Origin of the sequence: Micromonospora sp. RP3T, assembly GCF_003027925.1 — a bacterium.
GTDB lineage: Bacteria > Actinomycetota > Actinomycetes > Mycobacteriales > Micromonosporaceae > Micromonospora.
The window spans coordinates 102,081-127,164 of the sequence record NZ_PYPS01000018.1; the positions used below are offsets into that span (position 1 = coordinate 102,081).

The 25,084-nt window shown below is 72.7% G+C and carries 17 protein-coding genes; 7 read left to right on the forward strand and 10 right to left on the reverse strand.

The window, feature by feature from the left end; genetic code table 11:
• Positions 1–185 precede the first annotated feature (185 nt).
• Positions 186–3,131 (forward strand): LuxR family transcriptional regulator, encoded by a 2,946-nt coding sequence (locus C8054_RS33260; RefSeq protein WP_107157676.1) that lies wholly within the window; start codon positions 186–188, stop codon positions 3,129–3,131.
• On the opposite strand, the gene C8054_RS16475 is transcribed toward C8054_RS33260, so the two are convergent.
• The 4 genes from C8054_RS16475 to C8054_RS16490 all read right to left on the reverse strand — a co-directional run bounded on the left by C8054_RS16475 (position 3,119) and on the right by C8054_RS16490 (position 6,710).
• The gene (locus tag C8054_RS16475; RefSeq protein ID WP_107157677.1) at positions 3,119–3,433 is read right to left on the reverse strand and encodes a hypothetical protein; all 315 of its coding nucleotides are present in this window, start codon (positions 3,431–3,433) and stop codon (positions 3,119–3,121) included. The two genes, C8054_RS33260 and C8054_RS16475, sit on opposite strands and share 13 nt — an antisense overlap.
• A gap of 149 nt (positions 3,434–3,582) precedes the next feature.
• Positions 3,583–4,428 (reverse strand): chitosanase, encoded by an 846-nt coding sequence (locus tag C8054_RS16480; RefSeq protein WP_158273864.1) that lies wholly within the window; start codon positions 4,426–4,428, stop codon positions 3,583–3,585.
• A gap of 88 nt (positions 4,429–4,516) precedes the next feature.
• On the reverse strand, positions 4,517–5,539 hold the full coding sequence (locus tag C8054_RS16485) for an RICIN domain-containing protein (protein ID WP_107157679.1): 1,023 nt from the start codon (positions 5,537–5,539) through the stop codon (positions 4,517–4,519).
• A gap of 4 nt (positions 5,540–5,543) precedes the next feature.
• On the reverse strand, positions 5,544–6,710 hold the full coding sequence (locus C8054_RS16490; RefSeq protein WP_158273865.1) for a uroporphyrinogen-III synthase: 1,167 nt from the start codon (positions 6,708–6,710) through the stop codon (positions 5,544–5,546).
• Positions 6,711–6,956: 246 nt separating this feature from the next.
• Between C8054_RS16490 and C8054_RS16495 the strand changes: the two genes are divergently transcribed.
• On the forward strand, positions 6,957–8,255 hold the full coding sequence (locus C8054_RS16495) for an ABC transporter substrate-binding protein (RefSeq protein ID WP_107157681.1): 1,299 nt from the start codon (positions 6,957–6,959) through the stop codon (positions 8,253–8,255).
• Positions 8,256–8,324: 69 nt separating this feature from the next.
• On the opposite strand, the gene C8054_RS16500 is transcribed toward C8054_RS16495, so the two are convergent.
• The gene (locus C8054_RS16500) at positions 8,325–8,534 is read right to left on the reverse strand and encodes a DUF5988 family protein (RefSeq protein WP_107157682.1); all 210 of its coding nucleotides are present in this window, start codon (positions 8,532–8,534) and stop codon (positions 8,325–8,327) included.
• A gap of 245 nt (positions 8,535–8,779) precedes the next feature.
• Between C8054_RS16500 and C8054_RS16505 the strand changes: the two genes are divergently transcribed.
• Entirely contained in the window at positions 8,780–9,025 is a 246-nt protein-coding gene (locus tag C8054_RS16505) for a hypothetical protein (RefSeq protein ID WP_107157683.1), read from the forward strand.
• 132 nt (positions 9,026–9,157) lie between these two features.
• Here C8054_RS16505 and C8054_RS16510 read toward each other — a convergent pair whose 3' ends face one another.
• Positions 9,158–9,562: a hypothetical protein gene (locus C8054_RS16510; protein ID WP_107157684.1), complete on the reverse strand. Its 405-nt coding sequence runs from the start codon at positions 9,560–9,562 to the stop codon at positions 9,158–9,160.
• A 59-nt stretch (positions 9,563–9,621) separates the two neighbouring features.
• A complete protein-coding gene (locus C8054_RS16515) occupies positions 9,622–12,465 on the reverse strand; it encodes a hypothetical protein (protein WP_107157685.1) in 2,844 nt (947 codons plus the stop codon).
• Positions 12,466–12,739: 274 nt separating this feature from the next.
• Here C8054_RS16515 and C8054_RS16520 point away from each other — a divergent pair, with 274 nt between their 5' ends.
• Complete coding sequence (locus tag C8054_RS16520) at positions 12,740–13,921, forward strand: cytochrome P450 (protein WP_233219673.1); 1,182 nt, start codon at positions 12,740–12,742, stop codon at positions 13,919–13,921.
• Positions 13,922–13,941: 20 nt separating this feature from the next.
• Positions 13,942–14,148, forward strand: coding sequence for a ferredoxin (locus tag C8054_RS16525; protein ID WP_107157687.1), 207 nt, complete (start codon positions 13,942–13,944; stop codon positions 14,146–14,148).
• Between the two features lie 80 nt (positions 14,149–14,228).
• Here the strand turns inward: C8054_RS16525 and C8054_RS16530 are convergent, their stop codons facing one another.
• Positions 14,229–17,051 (reverse strand): AAA family ATPase, encoded by a 2,823-nt coding sequence (locus tag C8054_RS16530; protein ID WP_107157688.1) that lies wholly within the window; start codon positions 17,049–17,051, stop codon positions 14,229–14,231.
• A gap of 452 nt (positions 17,052–17,503) precedes the next feature.
• On the reverse strand, positions 17,504–18,988 hold the full coding sequence (locus C8054_RS16535) for an MFS transporter (protein ID WP_107157689.1): 1,485 nt from the start codon (positions 18,986–18,988) through the stop codon (positions 17,504–17,506).
• 221 nt (positions 18,989–19,209) lie between these two features.
• Between C8054_RS16535 and C8054_RS16540 the strand changes: the two genes are divergently transcribed.
• Positions 19,210–20,160 carry a TIGR03564 family F420-dependent LLM class oxidoreductase gene (locus C8054_RS16540; RefSeq protein WP_107157690.1) on the forward strand — a complete coding sequence of 317 codons (951 nt, stop codon included), beginning with the start codon at positions 19,210–19,212 and terminating at the stop codon, positions 20,158–20,160.
• Between the two features lies 1 nt (position 20,161).
• A complete protein-coding gene (locus C8054_RS16545) occupies positions 20,162–21,238 on the forward strand; it encodes an alpha/beta hydrolase (RefSeq protein ID WP_107157691.1) in 1,077 nt (358 codons plus the stop codon).
• A 102-nt stretch (positions 21,239–21,340) separates the two neighbouring features.
• Here C8054_RS16545 and C8054_RS16550 read toward each other — a convergent pair.
• The coding region (locus C8054_RS16550; protein ID WP_146179929.1) for an SDR family NAD(P)-dependent oxidoreductase at positions 21,341–25,084 on the reverse strand (3,744 nt) is incomplete at its 5' end.

Here is a 25,084-nt window from a genome sequence, read left to right on the forward strand (position 1 = left end):
TCGACTTGCCGGTGCCGCAGCATGTGCTGGAGCCGGACAGATGATGGCAGAACCGATCACCGACGTGAAGTTGTTGTCACCGGCCGCGTGCGCGGGGTGCGACACTTGTCGGCTGTGGCCGGTGCACCCCCTGCGAGTGATCGCGGGGCGGGCACCGCCGTCCGGTCCGGGGAGGGGAGTCAGCCATGCGCGAGCCGGCCGGGCCTCGGACCACCACGGACGTGATCTACCGGGCGCGAGGGCCGGCGCCGGTGGACCTCGTGGGCCGCGATCCCGAGTTGTCGATCCTCGACGAGGTCGTCGCCGATCTCGCCTCGGGGCGGGGCCGTTCGGTGTGGATCGACGGCGAGCCGGGCGTCGGCAAGACGGCCCTCCTGACCGAGCTGTGCGGCCGGGTCGGCCGGCGCGCGATCGCCCTGTTCACCGCTCGTGCGGCCGAGGCGGCGGGCATCTTCCCGCTGCGGGTGCTGCTGGACGCCCTGCGGGTCGGTCCCGGAAGCACCGACCCGGACCGGGCCGCCATCGCCGCGCGGCTGTGGGGCCGTGACGGCGACGACAGCCCCGGCACCGGCAACGCCGTCACCGCCGCGGCCGAGTTGCTGACGGTGCTGGTCGACCGGCTCTGCGCGGTCGGACCCGTCATGATCGTGGCCGACGACATGCAGTGGGCCGACGGGACCACGCTCGCCGTCTGGGGAAGGCTGGACGAAGCGACCCGACAGCTGCCGCTCCTGCTGGTCGCCGCCGCACGGCCGGTTCCCCGGCGGGAGGAGGTCGACCGGCTGCGGCGGGCCGTCACGGCGGGCGGCGGGGCGCACCTACCGCTCGACCCGCTTGCCGACACCGACGTACACCGGCTGGTGGAACGGCTGGCCCAGGCCCCGCCCGGACCGGGCCTGCGGGCCCTGGTCCGGCAGGCCGGCGGCAATCCGCTGTACGTGCGGGAGCTGGTCTACGCCCTGGTCCGGGGCAGTCGGGTCCGGCGGGCCGAGGACGGCGCGCTCGACCTCGACGACGCCGCCGCGGCGGCCCCACGGTCGCTGGCGGCGGCGATCGGCGCCCGACTCAGCTTCCTGTCCGAGCCGGCGATGCGGGTGCTGCGGGCCGCGACGGTGCTGGGCGCCGCTTTCCGGCTGGAGCACCTCGCGCTGCTGGTCGAGCGGTCCCCGCTGGCCCTGGTCGACGTCATCGACGAGGCGCTCGCGGCCGGCGTGCTCACGGACGCCGACCCGGAGCTGGCCTTCCGGCACGCGCTGATCCGGCACGCGCTCTACGAGTCCATGCCGGCCGCGATGCGCAACGCGCTGCACCGGCAGGCGGCGCAGCGGCTGGCCGAGGTGGGAGAGCCCGCCGAACTGGTGGTGACCCAGCTCCAGGCCAGCCCCGGGCCGGTCAGCGGCTGGGTGGTCGACTGGCTGCTGCGGGCCGCCCCGTCCGTGACCACGCGCGCCGCCGGCCTGGCCGCCGAGCTGCTGCGGCGGGTCATGGCCCAGGTCGGCGACGACGATCCGCGGCGGTCCGTGCTGGGCATGCACCTGGTCGATGCCCTGTTCCACCTCGGCGACTACGAAGCGGTGGACGCGGCCGTCGTCCCGCTGCTGCGGGAGGCGATCGACGTCGAGGTCATCGGGCGGATGACGTGGTGCCACGTCGTCGTCCTGCGGGCCCTGGGTCGCCCGCTCGAAGCGCTCGACCTGGCCGTGGCCGCGCTGGCCGCGGACCGCCTCGACGCCCGGTGGCGGGCCCGCGTGCGCGCGATCCAGGCCGTCACGTTGGCCGGTCTCGGGCGCTTCGAGGAGGCGTTGACAGTGGCGCGCGAGGCCGAGGCCGACGGCGAGCGGGTGCCCGACCGGATCGCCGTCGCCTGGGCGTTGTTCGCCTGGTCACTCGCGACCGGCATCTCCCTCGGCGACTCGGCCGGCTCGCTGGCCGAGGCGGAACGCGGCCTGGCGATCCTGGGCGACGATCCCGCCACGGTGGAGCTGCACCTGCTGTTCCAGGGGCTGCGGGTCACCGCGCTCTACAACCTCAACCGCACCGGGGAGGGGGCGCGGGCCCTGGGCCGTGCGCTGACGTTGGCCGAGCGGGCCGGCACGCCGCTGCGGTTGGCCTGGCTGCGGGTCCAGGCCGCCGAGATCAATTTCCTGATGGGGCGCTGGGACGACGCGCTGCCCGAGCTCGACGCGGCGGCCGAGCTGCTGCATCGGGGAGCGGTGGTCCGGGGCATGCTGTTCGGTGTCGGCGCGCTGATCGCGGCGAACCGAGGCGACGACGAGCTGATCGAGCGGTACCTGGCCGCCGCCGCCGCGGAGCCGCCGACCCCCGACGCCGCCGGGATGACCGACTACGTGCACGCGGCGCAGGCCCTCGTCGAGGAGCGTGACGGGCGGCCGGAACGGGCGCTGGACCGGTGGCTGTCCCTGCTCGACCCGGATTCGACCCGGTGCTTCCCCCGGCTCACGCCCGAACGCTGCGTGTTCAGTGCCACCGCGGTTCGGATCGCGGTCGAGTTGGGTCGCGACGAGGTCGCCCGGGCCGCCGCGAGCGCCTGCGTCGCGCAGGCCGAGGAGCGCGGTGACCTGGTCAGCCTGGCCGCGGCGGAGCACTGCCGGGGACTCGTCGACCAGGACCCGAACCGGCTCCTCGCGGCCGCGGCCGGGTTCGCCACCGTCCACCAGGTTCATGACCAGGCCACCGCGCTCGAGGACGCCGCGTGGGCGCTGGGTCGGGCCGGCCGGCTGGCCGAGGCCCGGGCGGCCCTTGCGGAGGCGCTCGACCGGTACGCCGACCTGGACGCCCGGTGGAACAGCCGCCGGGCCGAGGCGCGCCTGCGTGACACCGGTGTCCGTCGGGGCAGCCGCGGCGCCCGCCGGCGCCGCCCGGTGACGGGATGGGAGGCCCTCACTCCGACCGAGGTCACCGTGTGCCGCCTGGTGGCCGCCGGCCGGTCCAACCCGGAGATCGCGACCGAGCTGTACACCTCCCGCAACACCGTCCAGACCCACGTGTCGCACATCCTGGCCAAGTTGGGTTGCCGGTCCCGTACCGAGATCGTCGCCCTCCACCGCGAGCGAGGGCTGCCCGCGGGGGCGCGGCGCGACCGCGCCCCCGCCGACCCTCAACAGCGGTAGAAGCCGCCGTGCCAGTTGCCGTACACGACGGCGCAGGCACCGTCCGATCCCGAGACCCAGAACGACCCGACGTAGGTCGATCCGGCCATGAAGGAGATCGTCAGCATCCCGGACGGGAGGCTGAACCACCCGCAGTTGTACGAGGGGACGCCCCTGGTGGAGTAGCTCCCGTCAGGCCCGCTGACGAGCGCGTTGGTCCACGGCCCTTGGGAGCAGAGCTGAAGCTGGTAGGGCGCGGCGGCTTCGGCCGGGGCGGCGGAGACCGTGGCGAGAAGGCCGGCCGTCATCAGCGGAACAGCCACCCGGGCGACGGCGCGACGCCACCGTCCAGTCCTGAACAATGTGGTACCTCCCTCTCATCGGAGTGCCCGATCCGTTCGCCGGGACGGGAACCGGTGCCGGGCACGCCGTCACAACGGATCCCCGACGGGGATCGTTCAGCCTCGTCGGATCAAAAGGTGGGACCTACCAGCCGCGGTGTGCCGTACGGGGCGACGGTCAGGGGCGGCCGGAGCTTGTCGTGGCCGTCGTCGAGCAGCGCCGCGAGCACGTCCACCCGACCCACCGTGTACGGCCAGGTGTCCCGGTGCTCCCGGTCGGCCGGGCTGGCCAGCGTCGCCCGGCGTTCCCGCAGGAGCGCGGACAGCCACTCCCGTTCGGGGACCGTGCCGGGTGGACCGCCGGCGCGGTGCGTGGCCCGGCGGACCAGCGCCGGCAGCGAGTCCACGTCGTCGGTGTTGCCGTGTTGCAGCATCGAGTCGAGGAGAATCGCCACGCCCAGCTGCGTCCTGATGTCCAACGCGCGGGCCAGGCTCAGCGACGGCGCGAAGTAGCGGGACTCGAGGACGTCGTCCTGCGCCCGTCGGAACCGGGCGTCCGCGCTGGCCTCCGCCCAGGCGGCCGGCAGCCCGGCCAGATCGGTGACGGAGGGGTCCTGGTCGGCGCTGAGCCGGGCCAGCACGGTGAGGTATCTCCTCGACAGCGGGGTCGGGCCGACCTGGGCGGCATAGCTCTGCACGACCTCGAACGCCTCGCCGTTGGCGGTGGAGAAGTCACCGATGCCGAGCAGGTAGCCGCGCGAGTCGAACTGCCGGACCGCGCGGGCGTACTGCGGCTGCGCGGTGTCGTGCAGCAGGGTGCTCTCCAACTGGCTGAGCACGAGACGTTGCTCGGCGTCCACCCTGACCGGCTCGTGCGCTCCGGCGAGCAGCGCGAGGACGAGACCGGCGGCGGTCACGGTCGGTAGCGCGGTCCAGGACACGCGCGGCCGGCGACGACGGACGTCCAGGTAACCCACGCACCACTCCAGTGGCGAGAGTCGGTACACACCACGCCTGCTCGCCGACAGACTAGAGCACCGAGGCAGGGCGTACACGCGTCGCCGGTCAGTCGACGCGGACGAGTTGCCAGGTCTGCTTGCTGTTGGGGGCGGCCGGGTCGGCGCTCCACTGCTGGATCGGCACCCCGCTTCCGGTGCGCCCGTCCCGCAGGTCGAGCAGCGAGCCGCTGGCCACGTTGCGGATGGAGTACCGCTTCGAGCCGACCGACCGGAAGCACCAGTTCTGGTTGGCGTTACCGCTCGCCGGCTCCCACTGCTGCATGGGCGCGCCGTCGTCGTAACCGCCGTCGGGATTGTCCAGGGCCTTCCCGGAACGTAGGTTGATCAGCTGATAGCACCCGCCGGAGGTCCCGACCAGCTTCCACCGGGCCGCGTCGCCGGAACCGGTGAGCTGGACGATGGCGGCGCCGTCGGCCGCCGACCCGTCGCGTACGCCGACGAACTGGCCGCTCGTCGGGTTCATCAGCTGTACCGTGCCGCCGTTCGACGGCGCCACGGCGGTGGGGGTGGCCGGTGCCGTGGTGGGTGCGGGCGTGCTGGTCCGGGTCGTCGCCGGCGGGTCCGGGCGTCGCGTCGTCGGGATGGGCGCGGGTGACGCCGGCCGCGCAACGGACCTGCCCCGTGGCGGTGCGGGAGCCACGGTGATGCCGGCCGGCGCGGCCACCGGGCGCAGGGATGGCCGGCTCGGCGTCGTCACCGGAGGCGGGGTCGAGCCCGCGCTGGAGGCGTCGCCGATCGGACGGGGCGCACCGGGGGGCGCCGTGGCAGGTGCACCGCCTCCGGCGGGGTGCGGCGCGGTGGGGGGCGCGCCGACGGCGGGGTCGCGGGCCGGCGGATCCTGCACGGTGGCCAGGCCGTCGCGGTGATGCGGCACGTCGGTCGTCCAACCGGTCGCCGACCAGGCCATGGCGCCGACCATCGTGCCGCTGACGAGGACCCGCAGCGGCCGTCGCCGTCGCCGATCCCGGGGCCGGCGGTGGGACCGGATCGGTGGCCGGTTGCCGAACAGTGCGCCGTCCGCCGGCCAGTCGTCGGGGCCGAGCGGCCTGCCGATTCGTGTCGAGTCCATGTCCTTACAACGGACAGACCTGGGCCTGGTTCGACGGCAGTGGGTGGCGGTCGGGAACCGCGCCGATCCGGGTGGCGATCAGCCGGTATCCACCGCGAACGACGGTCTGCACCAGGTCGACGCCGGCCAACGGGGTGTCGTCGAACGCGCGCCGCAGCCGGGACACCGCCATCTCGACCGCGTGGTCGTTCACCCCGGACCAGGCCGCCGAGGCGCCGCGGATCTCGGCGGAGGACGTCACGTGCCCGGGTGAGCGGGCGAGCACCCGCAGGACCGTCATGGGTCCGGCCTGCACGGGGACCACGAGATCGTCGATCGCGACGGATCGGCTGCGGATCTGCATCCGGTGGCCGTCGACGTCCAGCGTGGGTCCTCGGCCGGGCACCTGCTCCACCAGCGCCGCCAGCAGGCCGGCGAGGCACGGAGCCGCCGCGACCACGGGGGTCATGCCCCGCTCGCGAAGCGGCGCCGCCGTGAGCGGGCCGAGGCAGGCAACCAGCACGCGTTCGGTCAGCGCGTCGCGCACATCGTCCAGCACACCGTCGGCGTCCGCCCGGCGCAGCAGGTCCACCGCGGTGGCCGGACCGGTCAACGCGACCGCGTCGACGTGACCACTGACGATTCCCGTCCACAGCCGGCGCAGCTCGTGGGCGCGCGAGGGCGGCAGGGCCCGGCTGGTCGCCACCTCGACGACGTCGGCGCCGCGTCGGCCCAGCGCGGCACACCACTCGCGATGATGATCCGACCCGACGACGGCGACGACCCGGCGACCGGCCATCGGCTGATCGAGCAGCCACCGATCGGGATCACGGGCGGGCGGCCGGGTCGGGGCGAGGCCCAGCTCGCGCAGCACGCCGACGGCCCGGGCGTCGTGCGTGACGAGCCGGGCCTCGCGGAGCAGCGCCGCGACCGGGTCACCGTGCCCCGCCTTCTGAGCGATCCGCAGCCAGGTCCGAAGCCCGGGGGCGGAGAAGGCGACGACGTCGTGCACGGGTCGCGCGACTGCCCGGCGGGTCGCCTCCGCCACGGCGTCCGGATCAGCCGGCCCGACCGCGCGGACGGGCCGGACGGCGACGGGCCATGCCCCGACCGCCCGCAGGCGTGCGGCCAACTCGTGCCGGCCGGGGTGCTCGGCGGCGACCGCGATCGTGTAGCCGGCCAGGTCCCGCATCCCTGCCTCCCCGCACCGCCACTCGGAGTCCCGCTCCCGCTCCGAGCCCCACACCCGGGACGTCGGCCGGAGCCGACCTGACCAACGGCTGGTGACGGAGTGGCGTTCACGCCCGCGAGGATCTTGTGAGGTTCTCGTCGTTTGCATCACGTCACAGGCGCGTCGCTGGTCGGAGACAGAACCGCGTTCGACACTGTCCGGGACGCCCGATCGGAGGACCGGCAACCGCGGACCGTTGGAGACCCCATGGCACGAAGATCCCTCCTCGCCGCCGTCGCGATCGTGGTCGTCCTGGCGTCCTGTGACGACATCGTCCGTCCGCCCCGCCCGGACCCCGACCTGGTCGGTACGACCGTCGAGGTCGCGGCGACCTGGTCCGGTACCGAACGGGAGAACTTCCAGGTGGTACTCGACGCCTTCGCGGCGCGGACCGGCGCCACCGTGCGGTACACGGCCGGCGGCAACGACCTGCCGGTGCTGCTCGACAGCCGCGTCGCCGCCGGGTCGCCACCCGACGTCGCGCTCGTCCCCCAGCCGGGTGTGGTCGCCGCGCTCGCCGGACGCGGTGCGCTCGTCCCACTCAGCGGTCGGACCGCGGACGCCGTCACGGCGAACTACAACGATGCGTGGCAGCGGCTCGGCGCGGTCGACGGCACCCGGTACGGCTTCTACTTCAAGGTGGCAAACAAATCGGTGATCTGGTACCGCACGGAGTCGTTCCGGGCCGCCGGCGTGGCGCCGCCCGCGACCTGGGACGACTTCCGGGCGGTCTCGCGCGCTCTGGTGCGTTCGGGCACCACCCCGATGGTCGCCGCCGGTGGTGACGGCTGGGTGCTGACCGACTGGTTCGAGAACGCCTTCCTGCGTATCGGCGGGCCGACGAAGTACGACCGACTCGCTCGCCACGAGATTCCCTGGACCGATCCGGCCGTCGTCGAGACGTTGACACTGCTGGGTGCGTACTGGCGCACGCCCCGGACGATCCTCGGTGGCCCCGTCGGCGCGCCGCAGATCACCTTCGACCAGTCGATCGCGGACGTGTTCGGCGCCACGCCGAGGGCCGCCATGCTCTTCGAGGGGGACTTCGTCGCCGCCGACATCACCCGGCTCGGCCGGTCCCGCGTGGGGGAGACCGCGAAGGTTTTCCCGTGGCCGTCGATCAGGGACTCGGCGCCGGCGGTCGTCGTCGCCGGCGACCAGGCGGTCCAGCTGAAGGACACCCCCGGGGCGCGAGCCGTCATGACGTTTCTGGCGTCCCCGGAGGCCGCCGCGCTGATCGTGGGCAAGGGCGGATTCATCTCGGCCAACGTCAAACTCGACCAGCGCGCCTATCCCGATCCGACCACCCGGGCGATGGCCGCTGCCGTGGTGGACGCCGGCGTGCTCCGGTTCGACCTGTCCGACCTGACGCCGCAGCGCTTCGGTGGTGGTAGCAACGCCGCACTCTGGGTGCTGCTCCAGGAGTTCCTCGCCAAGGGCCTGGACGCGCGGGTGGTGGCGCAGCGCCTGGAGGACGCGGCGAAGAAGGCGTACGGCAGCGGGTAGCGGACCGGGCCGCTGCGGGGCGGCATCCGCGGACCGCGTCGGAGGCTGGTGCGGTGGGCGGCGCCGCGCCTACTCGGCCACCTTCGTGCACATCGTCCAGCGGAAAATCGGGAGCCCTTTCTCGGTGAACTCATCCACTCGCTCGAAATGCTCCCAGCCGTTGTTGAACCGTACTTTCACCTTGAGTTCGTCGATCGGTACGAGCGCCGTCCGGCACTGCTCCGGCATGAATTTCGGACCACCTTCCAGGCGGCATTTCTCGACCATCAGCTCAGGCATGAAGCGGCACCTCTTCCAGTCGGTCCAGAGCGGGCAGGAATGGGCGTCTCAGCTGTCCGGGCACCTCAATTGAGGCTAGATTCGCCGGCTGGTCGGTGTCAACCACGGACCCTTGTCGTCCGGCTTTAGTGCGGAATTAGAAAACCTCAAGAGAGCGCCCATATCCTGACGGTTCCCCAATGCCGTCGAAGGGCATCGCTGCTACCTTTCCGGGAGTGCTGTTGTCGCAATTTCGGTCATCACTCGTGGCGGTCGGCAACCTGCTGGTGAGGTGGGCCCGCCGTGGTGGGGAAAGTGTCGTCACCGGCCTGGTCCTGCTCGGTAGTTCCTATTACCTGCCGGTGGCGTGGCCCCGGGAACCCGTCGACCACACCCCGGGCACCGGCGAGGAACCGGTGCCGTCGGAGGCCGGCTGCCCCCGCTGTCAGCTGACCGAGGCCGAGTCGGCGATCTGGCGCGCGCTCACCTCGTCCATGCGGGCCGACTCGTGATCCTGCGGCGGCCCGACCGGGGCGGCTGCGGACCCTGCGGCGTTGCCCGCCGCCGGTGTCCCGGTCGGCCCCAGCGGATTCGCGGCTCGCACCACCACCGCTGGGGCAACCACCGCACCGGTAGGTCCGCGCTCAGTTGAACAGGAATACCGCCGCGTCCATGACCTTGTGCGGCTCCTTGATGCGCAGCATCCGTACGCCGGTCCAGCCCGCGTAGGCGCCGTCCACGCCCCGGGCGTCGAGGGTGACCCACTTGCCCGCCTGGATGTCGTTGGCGTCGATCCAGCCGGCGATGGCGACCGTCCCGTCCGGAAGGGTCAACTCCTCCCGGTAGTGGACCATCACGTGGTCGTCCGTCGGCCGTCGGTAGGCGACCTTGCCCCGGCCGCTCAGCGTGCCGACCTTACGGCCGTTGCCGTCGAGCAGCACGGTGTCGTAGGCGTCGGTGTCGCCCACATCGGGCGTGTCCGGGGAATTGCCCTCGTAGCGCAGGTTGACCATCTCGGTGAGCCCGGTCAACGCGATGCTGTCGGCCATCGGAGTCCCTCCTGTTGGGTGTCTGCCGCCAGCATGTGCGCAGCCGCTAAAGCCGCCCTTCAGGCGGACGGTGCCGGGCCGTGCGCGTCCACCTCGGACCAGTCCCAGGGATCCGCCGGCCGGCCGTCAGGCTCTCGGCCGTACCGGTACGTGGCGCCGGTGAGCCGCAGGAAGAGGTCGAACTCGCCCTCCGCCGGCAGCCGGTCGACCAGCGTGCCGACCTGATCGTCCGCGCCCAGCTCGCGCAACCGGTCCAGCAGCCCGGCCACCGCGGCCGAGTCGCTGAGCGACACCTGGGCGGCGGGATCACGCTCCAGCAGCGTCGCCACCTGATCGTGCGCGCCCATCCCGTGCAGCCGGCCCAGGAGCTGGGCCACGGCGGCGGCGCTGTCCAGGCTGATGTGGGCGGCGGCACGCCCGGCCAGCGTCCTGGCCTGGTCGCGTGCGCCCATCTCGTGCAACCGGTCCAGGAGCCCGGCCACGAGGATCGGATGATCCAGGCCGAGGTGCGCGGCGGCCCGCTCGGCCAACGCGTCGACCTGCCCGTCCGCACCGGCTTCCCCCAGCTCGTGCAGCAGCCACGCCACGGCGGCCGGGCGGTCGAGACCGGCGTGCGCGGCGGGGTCCCGCGCCAGCAGCGTGCTGATCTGCTGGTGCGCGCCCAGGTCGGTGAGCCGGTCCAGCAGTTGGGCGACTCCGGCCGGGTCGGTGAGGTCGGCGTGCGCGGCGGCGCGGTCGGCCAGGGCGGCGACCTGCTGGTCCGCGCCCGCCTCGGACAACTGGTCCAGCAGCGCCGCCACGGCGGTCGGGCGGTCGAGACCGGCGTGCGCGGCGGGGTCCCGCGCCAGCAGCGTGCTGATCTGCTGGTGCGCGCCCAGGTCGGTGAGCCGGTCCAGCAGTTGGGCGACTCCGGCCGGGTCGGTGAGGTCGGCGTGCGCGGCGGCGCGGTTCGCCAGCACGGTCACCTGGTCGTCAGCGCCGGCCCCGCGCAGACCGTCCAGCAGCCCGGCCGCCAGGGCCGGATCCTGGTGGTCGGCGTCGGTCGCGACGCGGCCCCCCAGCACGGTGAGCTGGTCGTGGGCGCCCGACGTGCCGAACCAGTCCAGCAGCTGAGCCACGGCGAACGCGTCGTCGAGAGCGACGTGGGCGGCGGCACGGCGGGCCAGGGCGGCGACCTGTTCGTCCGCGCCCACCTCGCGCAGGCCGTCCAGCAGCCCGGCCACGGCTGCGGGGTCGCTGAGGTCGGCCTGGGCGGCGGCGCGGCGGGCCAGCACCGCGACCTGGTCGTGGGCACCGACCCCGCGCAGACCGACCAGCAGCGGGACGATGCCGGCCGGGTCGGTGAGGCCCACCTCGGCGGCGGCGCGGCGGGCCAGCACCGCGACCTGGTCGCGGGCGCCGACCCCGCGCAGGCCGTCCAGCAGCCCGGCGACGGCTGCGGGGTCGGTGAGGCCGGTGTGCGCGGCGGCACGCCGCGCCAGCGCGGTGACCGGAGCGGGTGCGCCCACCACGCTGAGCCGGACCAGCAGCCCGGCCACGGCGGCCGGGTCGTCCAGGCTGACGTGGGCGGCCGGATCGCGTCGGAGCAGCGTCGCGACCTGCTCGTTCGCATTCGCCCGCCGCAGTCGGTCCAGCAGTTGGGCCACCGCGGCGGGATCCTCGAGCGTGGCGTGCGCAGCGGCCCAACGCAGCGGCCGGTCGTCGGTACGCAGTGGATCCGGGGCGTTCAGGAGATAGGCGACGCCGCGGCGGTTGCCGCGAGCGGCACTGCGGTGCAGCCGGCCGGCGTGCCGGTACAGGCCTCGTGCCTGGGCGGCGTCTCCGAGCGCGGCCTGGTCGGCCGGGTCGACGTGGTCGGCCGCCGCGGCCCAGAACCCCGCCGGTGGGAAGATGCCCCGCCGCGTGTCGTGCCCGTGCTGGTCGAGACAGCCGGCCAGCCGGTACCGCAGGCCGTCGCCGGGCCCCGGCCGGCCGGGGTACGGCGGACGAATCCGGTGCAGCGGCCCGGGCACCCCCCGGCACGGCTCGGCGACATGGGCCAACGCCTGTTCCAGCCAGTCCTCGCGCAGCGCGTCCCGGTCGGCGTCGGTCAGGTAGGCCGGGGCCGCGGCCACGAGGAAGGCGAGCGGGAGGGCCGGGCGGTGGCCCAACCGGCGGGCGTCCATCGCGGCATGGATCAGCGCGCGGGCCGCCGGCGGCGCGTGGCGGTACCTATCCAGCAGCGCCGGAACCCCGGCCAGATACTGGGTGACCTGCCCGTCCCGCGCTTCCTGCGCAGCCATCCGGAGCCGGGCGTCGGTGCCGGCCACGCGGAGCAGGTCGACGCGGGCCGGTCCCGTGAACGCGGCGGGCACCGGGACGTCGGCGCCGGACAGCAGCGCCCGGGCCTGGACGTACCGGGAGCCGCCCCGGGTGAGCCGCGCCCAGTGCGTCGGCCAGAGCGTACCCAGTACCAGCACCGGCGACCGGTGGTGGTCGGCGAGGAGAGCGCGTAGCGCGGTCGCGACCCGCTCGCCGGTGTCGCCGGGCTGGTCCAGGTGCTGATGCAGATCGTCGAGCCACACCACCGTCCGCGGCTCCGTCCGGAACAGGTCGGTCGGCACGGCGGCCAGCCCGTCGCGGTCCGATGGTTGCCACAACCGCCAGCCCGACGGCAACCCATGGAGCGCCTCCCAGCAGGCGCGGGTCCTGCCGGTCGATGATCCACCCACCAGGACCGCGATGCCACTGCGGCCCTCAGCGGCTCGGGCGACCATCCGCGCCAGACTCTCGTCGTGCGCGCGCCGCAGGTAGCGGGGCTGCACCGGCTGAGGACCGGGCGTCTGCACGGCGATCGGGCGGTGCACTCCCCACGCGACCGGATCGGTCAGGTCGGAGATCGGTACCCCTCGCACGTCCGCCACTTCGCGATCTCCTTCGAAAGTCGATTCCGGATAAAAACGGTAGGTGATGGCCGGGAGGTCACCCCTACATTCTGCGGCTTCACCCCTATGGTTCGGCCAATGTCCGCATCAGGTCGTCGCGCGGCTTCTTGTCCACGCGGTTTCCGATAGCGTGAGCGGGCAACGGCCTGGATATCGCCGTTTGGCTACAGCGCGCGAAAGCAGAGGAGCCACCATGACCCGGTCTTCTATCGGCGCTTCCGGTCGAGTGGAGAATGACGTCCCCGCTTTTCCCATGCCCCGGGCGAAGGGCTGCCCGCTGGACCCCCCGCCAGGGTTGCGCGGTCTGCAGGCCGAGGCGCCGCTGGTCCGGATCCGGCTCTGGGACGGCAGCACCCCGTGGCTGGTGACCCGGCACGACGTGCAACGTGCCCTGCTCGCCGACGAGCGGATCGGCTCGGACTCGCTGCTGCCGGGCTACCCACACGTCAGTGAGAGCTTCCAGGCGCGCGCCGCTGACCTGCAGACCTTCATCACCATGGACGATCCCGAGCACGCCCGCCAGCGCCGGATGCTCAGCCCCTCGTTCACGCTGCGACGCATCGAGCAGTTGCGGCCGACGGTGCAGGGCATCGTCGACGACCTCGTCGACGGCCTGCTGGCCGGCCCGAAACCGGCCGATCTGGTGTCCGCGTTCGCCCTTCCCGTACCGTCGCTTGTCATCTGCCACGTGCTCGGCGTCCCGTACGAGGACCACGAGTTCTTCCAGCGCACCAGCCGCCTGCTGATCGCCCGGGAGACCGCGGCGGAGACCGCGCTGGCGGCGCAGATGGAACTGGTCGGATACCTGGACCAGTTGATCGGTCGCAAGCTCGCCGAGCCCGCGGACGACCTGTTGTCCCAGTTGGCGGTCGAGCAGCTCCAGACCGGGCAGATGAGCCGCCAGCAACTCGCCATGATGTCGCTGCTGCTGCTGGTCGGAGGGCACGAGACCAGCGCCGACATGATCGCGCTCGGCACCCTGGCCCTGCTCACCAACCCGGATCAGCTCGCCGTGCTGCGGCACACTGACGACCCGACCGTGATCGCCCGCGCCACGGAGGAGCTGCTGCGCTACCTGTCCGTCGCGCACGGCGGACGGCGGCGCGTGGCTCTCGAGGACATCGAGATCGCCGGCGAGGTGATCCGGGCCGGTGAGGGGCTGGTGCTTCCGTCCGAGATCGGCGATCGGGACGAGCGGGTCTACCCCCGGCCCGACGTGCTCGATCTGCATCGCGACGCCCGCCAGCACCTGGCCTTCGGATTCGGCATCCACCAGTGTCTCGGCCAACCGCTGGTCCGGGTGGAGCTGCAGGCCGTCTACGGCACCCTCTACCGCAGGATTCCGACCCTCGCGCTCGCCGTCGAGCCGAGTGAACTGGAATTCAAGGAGGAAGGCTTCGTGTACGGCGTTCATGAATTGCCGGTGACCTGGTGACCAGTACGAGAGGAATTCTCATGCACGTTGCGGCGGATACGGAGAAGTGCATCAGCTCGGGTCATTGCGCGATGGCCGCCCCCGAGGTGTTCGACCAGGATGAGGAAACCGGCATCGTGCGGCTCCGTACCGACCACCCGGCGGCGGAGCACGAGGCCGGCGTGCACGACGCCGCCGCCGTCTGCCCCGTACTGGCGATCACCGTCTCGGCGGAGCGACTCGGCTGACCGGCTCTCCGGGCAGCGCTTCCGGCCCTCGGTGTACCCGCGCCGGGGGCCTCGTCGTGTGGAGGCCGGACCGGCGCGGCTCACCCGGTCGCCCGCATCCCGGAGATCCCCGAGGGTGACAGCAGCTTGAACCGGGAGGCCAGCTCGGCGCGCCGCTTGACGTTCAGCTTGCGGTAGACGCGGCTGAGGTGCTGCTCGACGGTGCTGATCGAGACGAACAGCTTCTGGCCGACCTCCCGGTTGGTGTATCCCTGCGCGGCCAGCACGGCCACCCGCCGCTCTGCCTCGGTCAGCGCGAGGGTCTCGTCGATCGTCGCGGTGGCCTCGGCGCTGGTGCCGACCCCCTGCGGATCGCCGCCGAGCACCGACTGGACGCCCAGCTGGAGCCGGGAGGTCTCCGCCATCCGCCGGGCCCGACGGGCCAGGACGCGAGCCCGCGAGGCCTTCCCCATCTCGTAGTTCGTCTCGCTCAGCTCGTTGAGCGCGCAGGCCAGCCCGATCGTGTCGCCGCACTCCTCCAGCACCTCGACGGCCTGGCTGAGCAGCGCTACCGTCCGCTCCGGGGAGGGAGCAGCAGCGGCCAGCACCCGCAGCGCCATCCCGCGAGCCGGGCCGGCGTCTGGGTCGGTGAGCGTGAGCTGTGCCTTGGCCAACGTCCGGGCGCGGTCCACCTTGCCGGCGCGCAGCAGTGCCTGCGCCAGGTCGGTACGCCAGGGCACCAGCATCGGCCGGTCCATGCCCCAGCGCCCCATCGTCTCGCCGCAGACCTGGAAGTCCTCCATCGCCGCGTGTACCTGCCCCGTGGCCAGGTAGAAGTGACCGCGAGCGTGCCAGTAGAGCAAGCTGTACCGGGTCTCGGCGATGCCCCGGGGAATGACCTGCTGCACCAGGTGGGCCGCCTCGTCCAGCTCGCCCATCGCCGTGTGGGCGGCGATCAGACAGGCCAGGGGAGCGACGATGCGGACCCCCCAACCCGGCGCGGACAGTGCGTTCATGGCGTATCCGGCATGCCGCACCACGGCTGGCAGGTCGCCACGGCGGAGCGCCACCTCGGCGCGCAGCGCGGACAGCACGGCCGTGCTGATCGAGCTGCGTACCCGGGCCGCGTTGTCCATGAGCGCGGCGGACCAGCGCTCGGCGGCGTCGAGGTGCCCGGCGTAGATCAGCACCTCCAGCGCGGAGATCACCGGATAGTGGGCGGCGTCCGTCGGGGACGAGCTGCGCAGCAGGTAGTCCGCCTCCAGCGCGGCGTCTCGCGTCGGTTGCCCCAGCAGCAGATCGCTGAGCAGGTTCGCGGCGCGCAGCTCGGAGCTCGACACGGTCGCCCCCACCACCGGCGCCTCCGCGGCCAGCCCCGGATAGGTGCAGGCCAGCCAGGTGAAGAAGGTGGCCTGCTCGGCCCCGCCCGGACTGCGGCGGGCGAGCGCGCGGATGGCCTCGGCCGCGGCGTCGAAGTGGCCGTGCCAGAGCATGTTGCGCACCACGGCGACCGCCTCACGGTCGGCCAGGTGGCCGTCGCGCACCGCTGCGGGCAGATCAGGGAACCGGTGCGTCACCTCGGAGGGGTGCAGCCGCCACTCGGCTATCAGGCGGAGCGCGTCGAGCTGGATCCGTTCCTTCGGTGACACCGCGTCGTCGCCGATCAGATCCAGGCAGGACAGCGCGGCCTCGTACCGCTCGGCGTCCAACGCCTTGCGGGCCTCGCGCTGCAGCAGGTCGGTGGCCCAGCGGGCGGTCTGATGCCCGGCTGCCAGCAGCTGGTTGAGGACGGCGCTCGCGGGCGCGCCGGACCGGTGCAGGACGGCCGCCACGTGCTCACGCAGCTCGGTCAACTCGTGCGCCTGGCTGTCGCGCAGCACCGCCGCCCGGGCCACCGGATGGCGGAACTGCAGACCGGTGAGCAGGCCGGCGGCGTTGAGCCGGTCGAGCAGCTGACCGGCGACCTCGACCGAACTGGACAGCAGTCGGGCCAGGAGCTGGAGCGGGGGAGGCTCGTCGAGCACGGCCAGGATCCGGGCGGCCCGGATCGCCTCGTCGCCGCACCGACGCAGGCAGAGGGTGACGGCTTCACTGAACGCGTCGGCCACGGCGACGCCGCGGGTGTCGCCGCCCAGCGCCGAGTGCTCGCAGTCCTCGATGAGCGCCCGCAGCAGCAGCGGATTGCCACCGCTGATCTGGTGAAGCGGACCGGCGAGGCGTGCGGTGGCCGGCTTGCCCAGCGACTCGCTGACCATGGTGACGACACCGTCACGGGTCAACGGGAGCAGCCGGATGTGGCGGGTGTGGGGCTGCCGGAGGATCTCGAACCGCAAGGCTGGGAAGCGTGGGCGAGCGTCGGTGGACTCGTTGAGGACCGCGACGACCCGGGCGGTGCTGATCCGTACCAGCAGGTACATCAGGACCTGCAGGGACCACGCGTCGACGTGCTCGAAGTCGTTCACCGCGACGACCACGCACCGGCGGCCGGCCAGCTCCAACAGGATGTCGAGCAGGCCCTGTGCGACGGTGGCCTGCCACTCGTTGATGACGTCGTCGGTGGACCGGTCCGATTCGGCCTGCTGGGCGGTCACGGCGTGCGCGCCCAGCAGGCCCGCTGCGCGGGCCCGGTGTTCCGCAGGGAGTCGCGGGCTGCCGAACAACTGCCGGATCATGCTGAGCGGCAGCGCTCGCTCGGCGAAGGAGCAGGAGGCGGTCAGGATGACCGGGTCGGGTTCGGGCCCGCAGGGGGAGTGCCGATCCTGGCGACTCTGCCGGCTGCGGCTGACGTGATCGAGGAAGGTGTGGACCAGTGCGGTTTTTCCCATTCCGACGGATCCGCTCAACAGGACGATGGTCCCGTCCCCGCCCCGGCCGAGAGTGAATGTGTCAATGAGTTCCTGCAGTTCAGCGTCTCGTGTAGTCACGATGCGCCACCCTCTCCCCCGTTTTGCTCTATTCGACGACCCATCGCGCTGGCCGGTGACGTCCGAGCGACGGTCGGCATGTGATCCCGTGTCGAAAGAAATTGATCCACAGCATCGCTGTTAATCGATCTCTCGTAGGATATAGAGGTCATCGTGCGGAGGGCAAGGTTGCTTGCCTGACTCAGTGCTCAGCTCGGTCGACCGCGGCGGTGCCACGACCACCACTGTGGCGTCTTTCCAGTTCAAGAGGCATGTCGGCCGGGCGGAGCTGTGAGCGTGACCATGTCGGTGCACGGGGGGCGTGCAGGATCGGAGGTAATCCGGGCGTGCCGACAATCAACCTTATGCCGTGCCTGACTGACCCGTTCGGGTGGCTCGTCGGTGACGATTCAAACGCTTTGCCGCGAGTTCTTCCGAATCGTTCGTGAATTGCCGCTCATGAAACGTCGCGGTTACTTCACAGCCGCGTCCGAGGAACTGTTCGCCGGCTTGGGTGGCAGCAGCAGCGCGGTGAACACGGACAGCAGCAGCAGTCCGGCGGAGATCAGGAAGCCGACCTGGAAGCCGTCGGTGAGCGCCGTGACCTCGTCCACTCCGGCCGCCCGCTGGCTGCCGGTGTAGCCGGCGGCGACCGCCGCCACCACGGAGAGGCCGAGCGCGCCACCGGTGATACGCGAGACGTTGATCAGCCCGGAGGCCACGCCCTGCCTGTCGTCGGGTACGCCCGTGCCGGCGGCCAGCGACAGTGGGAGGAACGTCAGCGCCATGCCGACGCCGATGATGATCGAGGGACCGAGGATGTTGACCAGGTAGCTTCCCTGCGGCCCGGAGAGTGCGAGCAGCGCCATGCCGACAGTGGCGATGACGCCCCCGACGACCACGGCGAGGCGCATGCCGAGCGCGGCGACCAGCTTGGGCGTCTGCTGGGCGGTGACCAGGATGACAAGCGTCTGCGGGATGTAGCCCAGGCCGGTCTGCAGTGGGCTGTAGTGCAGCACGTCCTGCTGGTACAGGGTGGCGATGTACAGCATGGCGAACATGCCGCTGCCGACCAGGGCCTGGGTGATGTTCGCGCCGGCGACGTTGGGAATCCTGATCAACGAGGCGGGCAGCAGCGGATCCTCGGCCACCCGCGTCTCGTGGAAGACGAAGTACGCGAGCAGCGCCAGGCCGGCGGTCAGCGGCACGATGGCCCGTGCGGAGCCCCAGCCGACCTCGCTGACCTGCAGGACACCGACGGTCAGCAGTGTCACGCCCACGGTGGAGACGATGGCGCCGACGAGGTCGAAGCGCTGGGTACGCCGAGCCGGCCGCTGGTCGTGGCCGAGCCAGCGCAGCACGCCGACGATCACCAGGAGGCTGACCGGCACGTTGATCAGGAAGATCCAGCGCCAGCCGGGGCCGACGGTCAGCAGGCCGCCGACGATCAGGCCGACCACGCCACTCAGGCCGGCTGCCATGCCCCAGGCCGCGATCGCCTTGGCCCGAGGGCCCTCCGGGAAGGTCCGCGCCAGCAGGGCCAGCGTCATCGGACTGATCAGCGCGGCGGCGACACCTTGCAGGGCGCGCATCACGATGAGCGTGTTCCCGTTCGGGGCCAGGCCGGCGACCAGCGAGGCCACCGCGAAGATCGCCACGCCGGCGACCAGCATGCGTCGATGGCCGAAGATGTCGCCCACGCGTCCGAACAGCAGCAGGAAGCCGCCGAACGGCACCAGGTAGCCGTTCACCACCCAGCTGAGGTCCGCCTCGGTGAAGCCGAACTCGTCCTTGATGGGCGGCAGCGCCACATTCATGATCGAGACATCGATCGTCTCCATGACGAGTGCCGCGCAGATGACGAGGACGATCATGGTGTGGCGGCGCGTCCAGACGAACGGCGTCTCCTGGCCGGACGCCTGCTGCGGGACCGCTTGCACCTGCTGTGAGTCGGTCACTCTCGGAACTCCCGCGCTACTTGTCGAACGGTCGGTAAGTGCAACCAGCCTATTGAGATTACCGATCGGTCGTCAAGTGGACGTGGATCGATCGCCGGCCGGCCCAGCCGGGCCCGCCCGCGGTCCGCGCCCCGGAGGGTCGCACGCAAGCGACCCTTTAGCGTCGATGCCCAGAGTGGTCCGGAGGAAACTCTCCGTCAAGGCGTGGAAGGGCCAGCCAGATGACGCAGCACATCGGAGTGATACTCACCCCCGCCGCCGACGCCGACGCCGCCGGGCAGGTGACGAACGCGGTGGACACCCTGATCGCGAAGACCCGCGAGGCAGCCGACGCGGGGGTGTCGTCGGCCTGGTTCTCCCAGCTGTTCGACCACGACGCCATCACCGCGGCGGCGATCGTGGGGCGTGAGGTGCCCGGCATCGGGATCGGCAGCGGCGTGGTGCCGCTGTGGCCCCGCCACCCGCTCACCATCGCGTCGCAGGCGCAGACCGCGCAGGCCGCGACGGGCGGGCGCTTCACGCTCGGCATCGGGCTCGGCGCGAAAGCCATGATGGAACCCGCGTTCGGCCCCGGATGGGAGCGGCCGATCCGCCGGCTGCGCGAGTCGCTCACGGTGTTCCGCCAGGCCTTCCGCGGCGAGCAGGTCGACTTCGCCGGCGAGGTGATCACGGCGCAGCCGGTCATGCCGACCGTGGTGCCGGGCGGCACCGGCGTTCCGGTGGTCGTCGCGGCGGTCGGTTCGCAGGCGCTCCGGGTCGTCGGTGAGCTCGCCGACGCCGCGATGCCGTTCCTGGCCGGGCCGCGTGCGCTCGCCGAACACATCATTCCCGACGTGGCCAAGGGCGCCGAGGCGGCCGGCCGGCCGATGCCCCGGATCATCGCCGCCGTGCCCGCGGTGGTGACCGACGAGGTGGAGACGGTCCGCGACATCGCCAACAAGGGCTTCTGGTACTACCCGGAGCTTCCGTCGTACCGGCGGCTGTTCGCGGCCGAGGGGGTGTCGCATCCCGCGGACGTCGCCCTGATCGGCGATGAGGACACCGTGGCCGCCGGCATCCGGCGGTACTTCGAGGCCGGGGCCGACGCCGTCGTTCTCAGCCAGTCCGCCATCCACTCGCAGGCCGAGCAGCAGCGCACCTGGAAACTCGCCGGCCAGCTCGCGAAGGGCTGACATGAACGACGTCGCGGAGCTCAAGCGGTACGTGGTCCTGCACGCCCGTGCCCAGCAGATCCCGCCGGAGCAGTACCGGGCCGTGCTGGACCGGATCGACCACGACGAGGAGGGGAAGCCCGGATCCTGGGCAGTCGAGTGGTCGCGGTCCGCAACCGAGCTGCGCGAGCGGGGCGACCTGCTGGCGGCCGCCCGGCACTGGACGATGGCGCGATTCCCGTACGTCGACGGACCGGCCCGCCGGGAGGCGCTGGACAACGCGGTCGCCACCTTCGACGCCTGGCGCACGGACATCGAGCCGCTGCGGGTCGACACGCCGCGCGGCGAGCTGCGGTGCTGGAGCACCCGGCTGCCGGACCGGCCGCGGCCGCTGCTGCTGATCATGGGCGGCATCGTCAGCACCAAGGAGCAGTGGGCGCCGGCGCTGTCGCTGGTCGCCCGGCTCGGCATGGCCGGGATGGTCGCTGAACTGCCGGGCGTCGGTCAGAACACCCTGCCGTACGACCGTGACAGCTGGCGCATGATCCCGGAACTGCTCGACGGTCTCGGCCCGGTCGCCGTCGGTGGCGACGTCTACCTGCTCGCGCTCAGCTTCAGCGGCCACCTCGCGTTGCGCGCGGCGGCGCACGACCAGCGGATCAGCGGGATCGTCCTGGCCGGGGCGCCGGTGCACGACTTCTTCACCGACCCCGACTGGCAGCGCCGCATCCCCCGGGTCACCCGGGACACCCTGGCCCACCTGACGGGGGTGGAACCCGCGACGGTCGCCACCCGGATCCACGACTGGGCGCTGACCGACGACGAGCTGGCCGCGGTGCGCGTCCCGGTGGGCTGCGTCGTCAGTACGCGCGACGAGGTGATCCCGCGTTCCGACGTCGACCGGCTCACCCGGACGCTGCCCCGGATCCGGCTCCTCGAACACGACGACGTGCACGGCTCACCGGACCACGTCGTCGAGTCGCAGCTCTGGAGCGTGCTGACCGTGCTGCGGATGCGCCGCGTGCTGCCGCTGCGGCGGGCCGCCCTCAACGCCGCGCTCGCGATGACCCGGCTGCGCCGCCGCTTCGGAACCGCCTGACGCGGTCGCGGTCGGCTCGCGGCAGCACCACACCGGCCACGCGGATTCCCTGCCGGCCGCCCGAACGGTCTCCGGTCCCGCGGGACCGGAGACCGTTTCCGATCAGGCGTTCGGCCGGCCGAGCTCCCGGTCGATCAGGTCGAAGATCTCCGACACTGACGAGTCGCGGATCTGGTCCGGTACGGCGTCCGGCTGCCCGGTCTCCGTCCACCGGGCGAGCAGCGCCCGCAGACGCCCCACCACCTGCTCCCACTCGGGTGATCCCGGATCGGCCTCCCGCGCGGTCTGCTCCAGGGCCTCCAGGTGGGCGATCGCCGTGGACGCCGGATCCGGCTCGGCGTCGAAGAGCTCATCGCACAGGTAGTCGGTGAGCGCCGCCGGGGTGGCGTAGTCGAACACGATGGTGGCCGGCAGGTTCAGCTCCACCCCGGCGCTGAGCCGGTTCCGCAGTTCCACCGACGTCAGCGAGTCGAACCCCAGGTCCTTGAACGGCGTCGCCGGATCGACCGCGCCCGGATCGTCGACGGTGAGCACGGTCGCGACGTGCGCGCGGACCAGATCCAGGACGGCCCGCTTCCGGTCGGCGCCGGACCGGTCGGCCAGCCGCTTGAGCAGCGACTCCGCGGGCTCGACCGTCGCCGTGGCGGCACGGCGCAGCTGCGAGCGCATCAGCCCGCGCAGCTTCGGCGGCACGGCGTCGCGTGGTGCCGACAGGTCGACGCCGATCGGGGCGACCAGCGACTCCGGCCGGTCGAACGACGCGTCGAACAGCTCCAGGCCCTCGTCGATCGAGAGCGGTACGAGACCGGTCCGCCGCATCCGGGCCAGGTCCACATCGCTCATGTGCGCGGTGAACGAGCTGGTCACCGACCACAGCCCCCACGGCAGGGAGGTGCCGCTGAGCCCGTTGACCTGCCGGTGCGCGGCCAGCGCGTCGAGCGCCGCGTTGGCAGCCGCGTAGCTGCCCTGGCCGGGACCGCCGAGCAGACCGGCTGCCGACGAGAACATCACGAACGCCGCCAGGTCCCGGTCCCGGGTCAGGTCGTGCAGGTGCCGTGCGCCCGACATCTTCGCGCGCAGCACGGTGTCGAGATCGTCCGCCGTGATCGAGTCGACGGTGGCGTCCCGGGACACGCCCGCGGCGTGGATCACCGCGGTGAGCGGGTGCTCGGCGGGGATCCGGGCCAGGACCTGCGCCAGCTCGGTCCGGTCGCCCACGTCGGCCGCGTACGTCGTCACCTCGGCGCCCAGCCCGGTCAGCTCCGCCACCAGCGACCCGGCGTCGGGCGCCGCCGTGCCACGGCGGCTGAGCAGGGCGAGGCGCCGTACGCCGTGTCGCTCGATCAGCCGCCGCGCGATCTGCCGGGCCAGCACGCCGGTGCCACCGGTGACCAGCACGGTGCCCTCCGGATCGGGTGTCGTCGGCACGGTGACGACCACCTTGCCGACGTGCCGGGCCTGCTGCACGTACTGGAAAGCGGCCGGCGCCTGCCGGATGTCCCAGACCGTCGTCGGTAGCGGCGTCAGCTCGCCGGACGCGAACCATGCCGACAGGTCGGTCAGCATCTCGCAGATCCGGTCCGGGCCGGCCTCCATCATGTCGAAGGCCCGGTACGTGACGCCGGCGTGCTGCTCGGCGATCGCCGCCGCGTCGCGGATGTCCGTCTTGCCCATCTCCAGGAAGCGCCCGCCCGGGCGCAGCAGCCGCAGCGACGCGTCGACGTACTCGTACGCCAGGGAGTTGAGCACCACGTCGATGCCCGCGTCCCGGAACCGATCCTCGAAACCGGTGTTCCGGGACGACGCCAGGTGTGTGTCCTCGTAGCCCACGTCCCGCAGCGCGCCCCACTTCGCCGGGCTGGCCGTGCCGTACGTCCGCACGCCCCAGAGCCGGGCCAGTTGGCGCGCGGCCATCCCGACGCCGCCTGCGGCCGAGTGGATCAGCAGCGTCTCGCCGGACCGGACGCCCGCCAGGTCCGCCAGCCCGTAGTACGCGGTCAGGAAGGTGACCGGCACGGTGGACGCCTGCGCGAACGTCCAGGCGTCCGGCACCCGCATCAGGTGGCGGTGATCCGTGATCGCGGTCGGCCCGAGGCAGCCGGGGAACAGGCCGGCCACCCGGTCACCGGGCGTGAAGGCGGTAACCGCCTCCCCGACGCCGGTCACCACACCCGCGCCGTCGGTGCAGAGCGCCGGCACCCGGCCGGGATACATGCCGAGCACGACGAGGACGTCCCGGAAGTTCAACCCGACGGCCCGGATGCCGACCCGCACCTCGTGCGGCGCCAACGGCCGGTCGGCCTCCTCGTACCCGACGATCGCCAGGCTGTCGACGGTCCCGCCACCGCCCTCGATCCCGATCCGCCAGGCGGACGACGCTCGGGGCGGTGCCAGGACCGGCGTCGCCGAGGCCCGCTCCAGCCGCGGCGCGTACGGCACACCGTGCCGGATGGCGAGTTCGGGGGCGTCGAGCGCGACCGCCGCGGAGAGCGCGGCGGCCGAGTCGGGGTCGTCGTCGACGTCGATCAGCGTGAACCGTCCCGGCCGCTCGTTCTGCGCGCTCCGGATCAGACCCCACACCGGCGCCGCGTCCAGGTCCACGTCCTGGCCGGGCCCGGTGGACACCGCATCGCGGGTGAGCACGGCCAGTCGCGTGTCGCGGAACCTGTCGTCCGCCAGCCACTCCTGGACGCGTCCGAGGGTGGCCGCGAGCGGCTCCGTCGCGCAGATCAGCGCGACGGCCGGCGGATCCGCCGGATCGCATGCCTTCACCGGTACACCGCCCGCCTCGAGGCCGAGCCGGTCGGCGCCGAGCAGGGCCAGCGGGCCGGCGTCGCCCTCGGCCAGGTCACGGACCGCGTCCCAGCGCAGGACCAGCAGGGACTCGTCGGCGGGCCGGGCAGCACCGACGCGCAGGTTCGCGGGGCTGACCGGGCGGACCAGGACCGCCTCGACGCGCGCCACCCCCTCGCCGGCCGGATCGGCCAGGTGGAGGGAGACCCGGTGCTCGCCGGCCGGGGCGAGCCGCACCCGCACCGAGGTCGCGCCGGTGGCGAGCAACGTGATGCCGCTCCAGGAGAACGGGATGAGCACCTGGTCGCCGGTGCTGCCGCCGTCCAGGGCCAGGGCGTGCATGCAGGCGTCCAGGAGCGCGGGATGGATGGCGTACCGCTCCGCCTCGTCGTGCCGGTCGGCGTCCAGGGCCACCTCGGCGAACAGGTCGTCACCGGCGCGCCAGACGGCGCGCAGGTTGCGGAAGGCAGGACCGTAGTCGTATCCCTTCCGGGCCAGGTCCTCGTACACGCCGGTGAGGTCGAGCGGGGTCGCCGCCGGCGGCCACTGCGCGGCCCACCCGTACGCGTCGGGGTCGTGCTCCGGCAGCTCCGCGCGGATCAGCCCGGTGGCGTGGGTGGTCCACGACGCGGCCCCGGGGGAGCCCTGCGGCCGCGAGCGGATGGTGATGCTCCGCTGCCCGGCCGCGTCCGAGCCGTCCACCTCGACCTGCAGGTTCGTCGCACTCGTCGGGGACAGCGGTAGCGGCGCTTCGATGGTGAGTTCGGTGAGGTGGGGGCAGTTGAGGGTGGCGGCGGTGTGCAGGGTGAGGTCGAGCAGTGTGGTGGCGGGGGCGATCGATGTGCCCAGGATGGTGTGTTGGTTGAGCCACGGGTGGGTGCGGGGTGTGATGCGGCCGGTGAAGACGGTCTCGCCGGTGGGCAGGGTGATCGACCCGGCCAGGTGCGGATGGCTGGTGGCGTCGAGCCCCAGGTCCGCCGGATCGGTGTCCGTGGAGGGAGTGAGCCAGTACTGCTGGTGTTGGAAGGGGTAGGTGGGGAGGGGGGTGTGGTG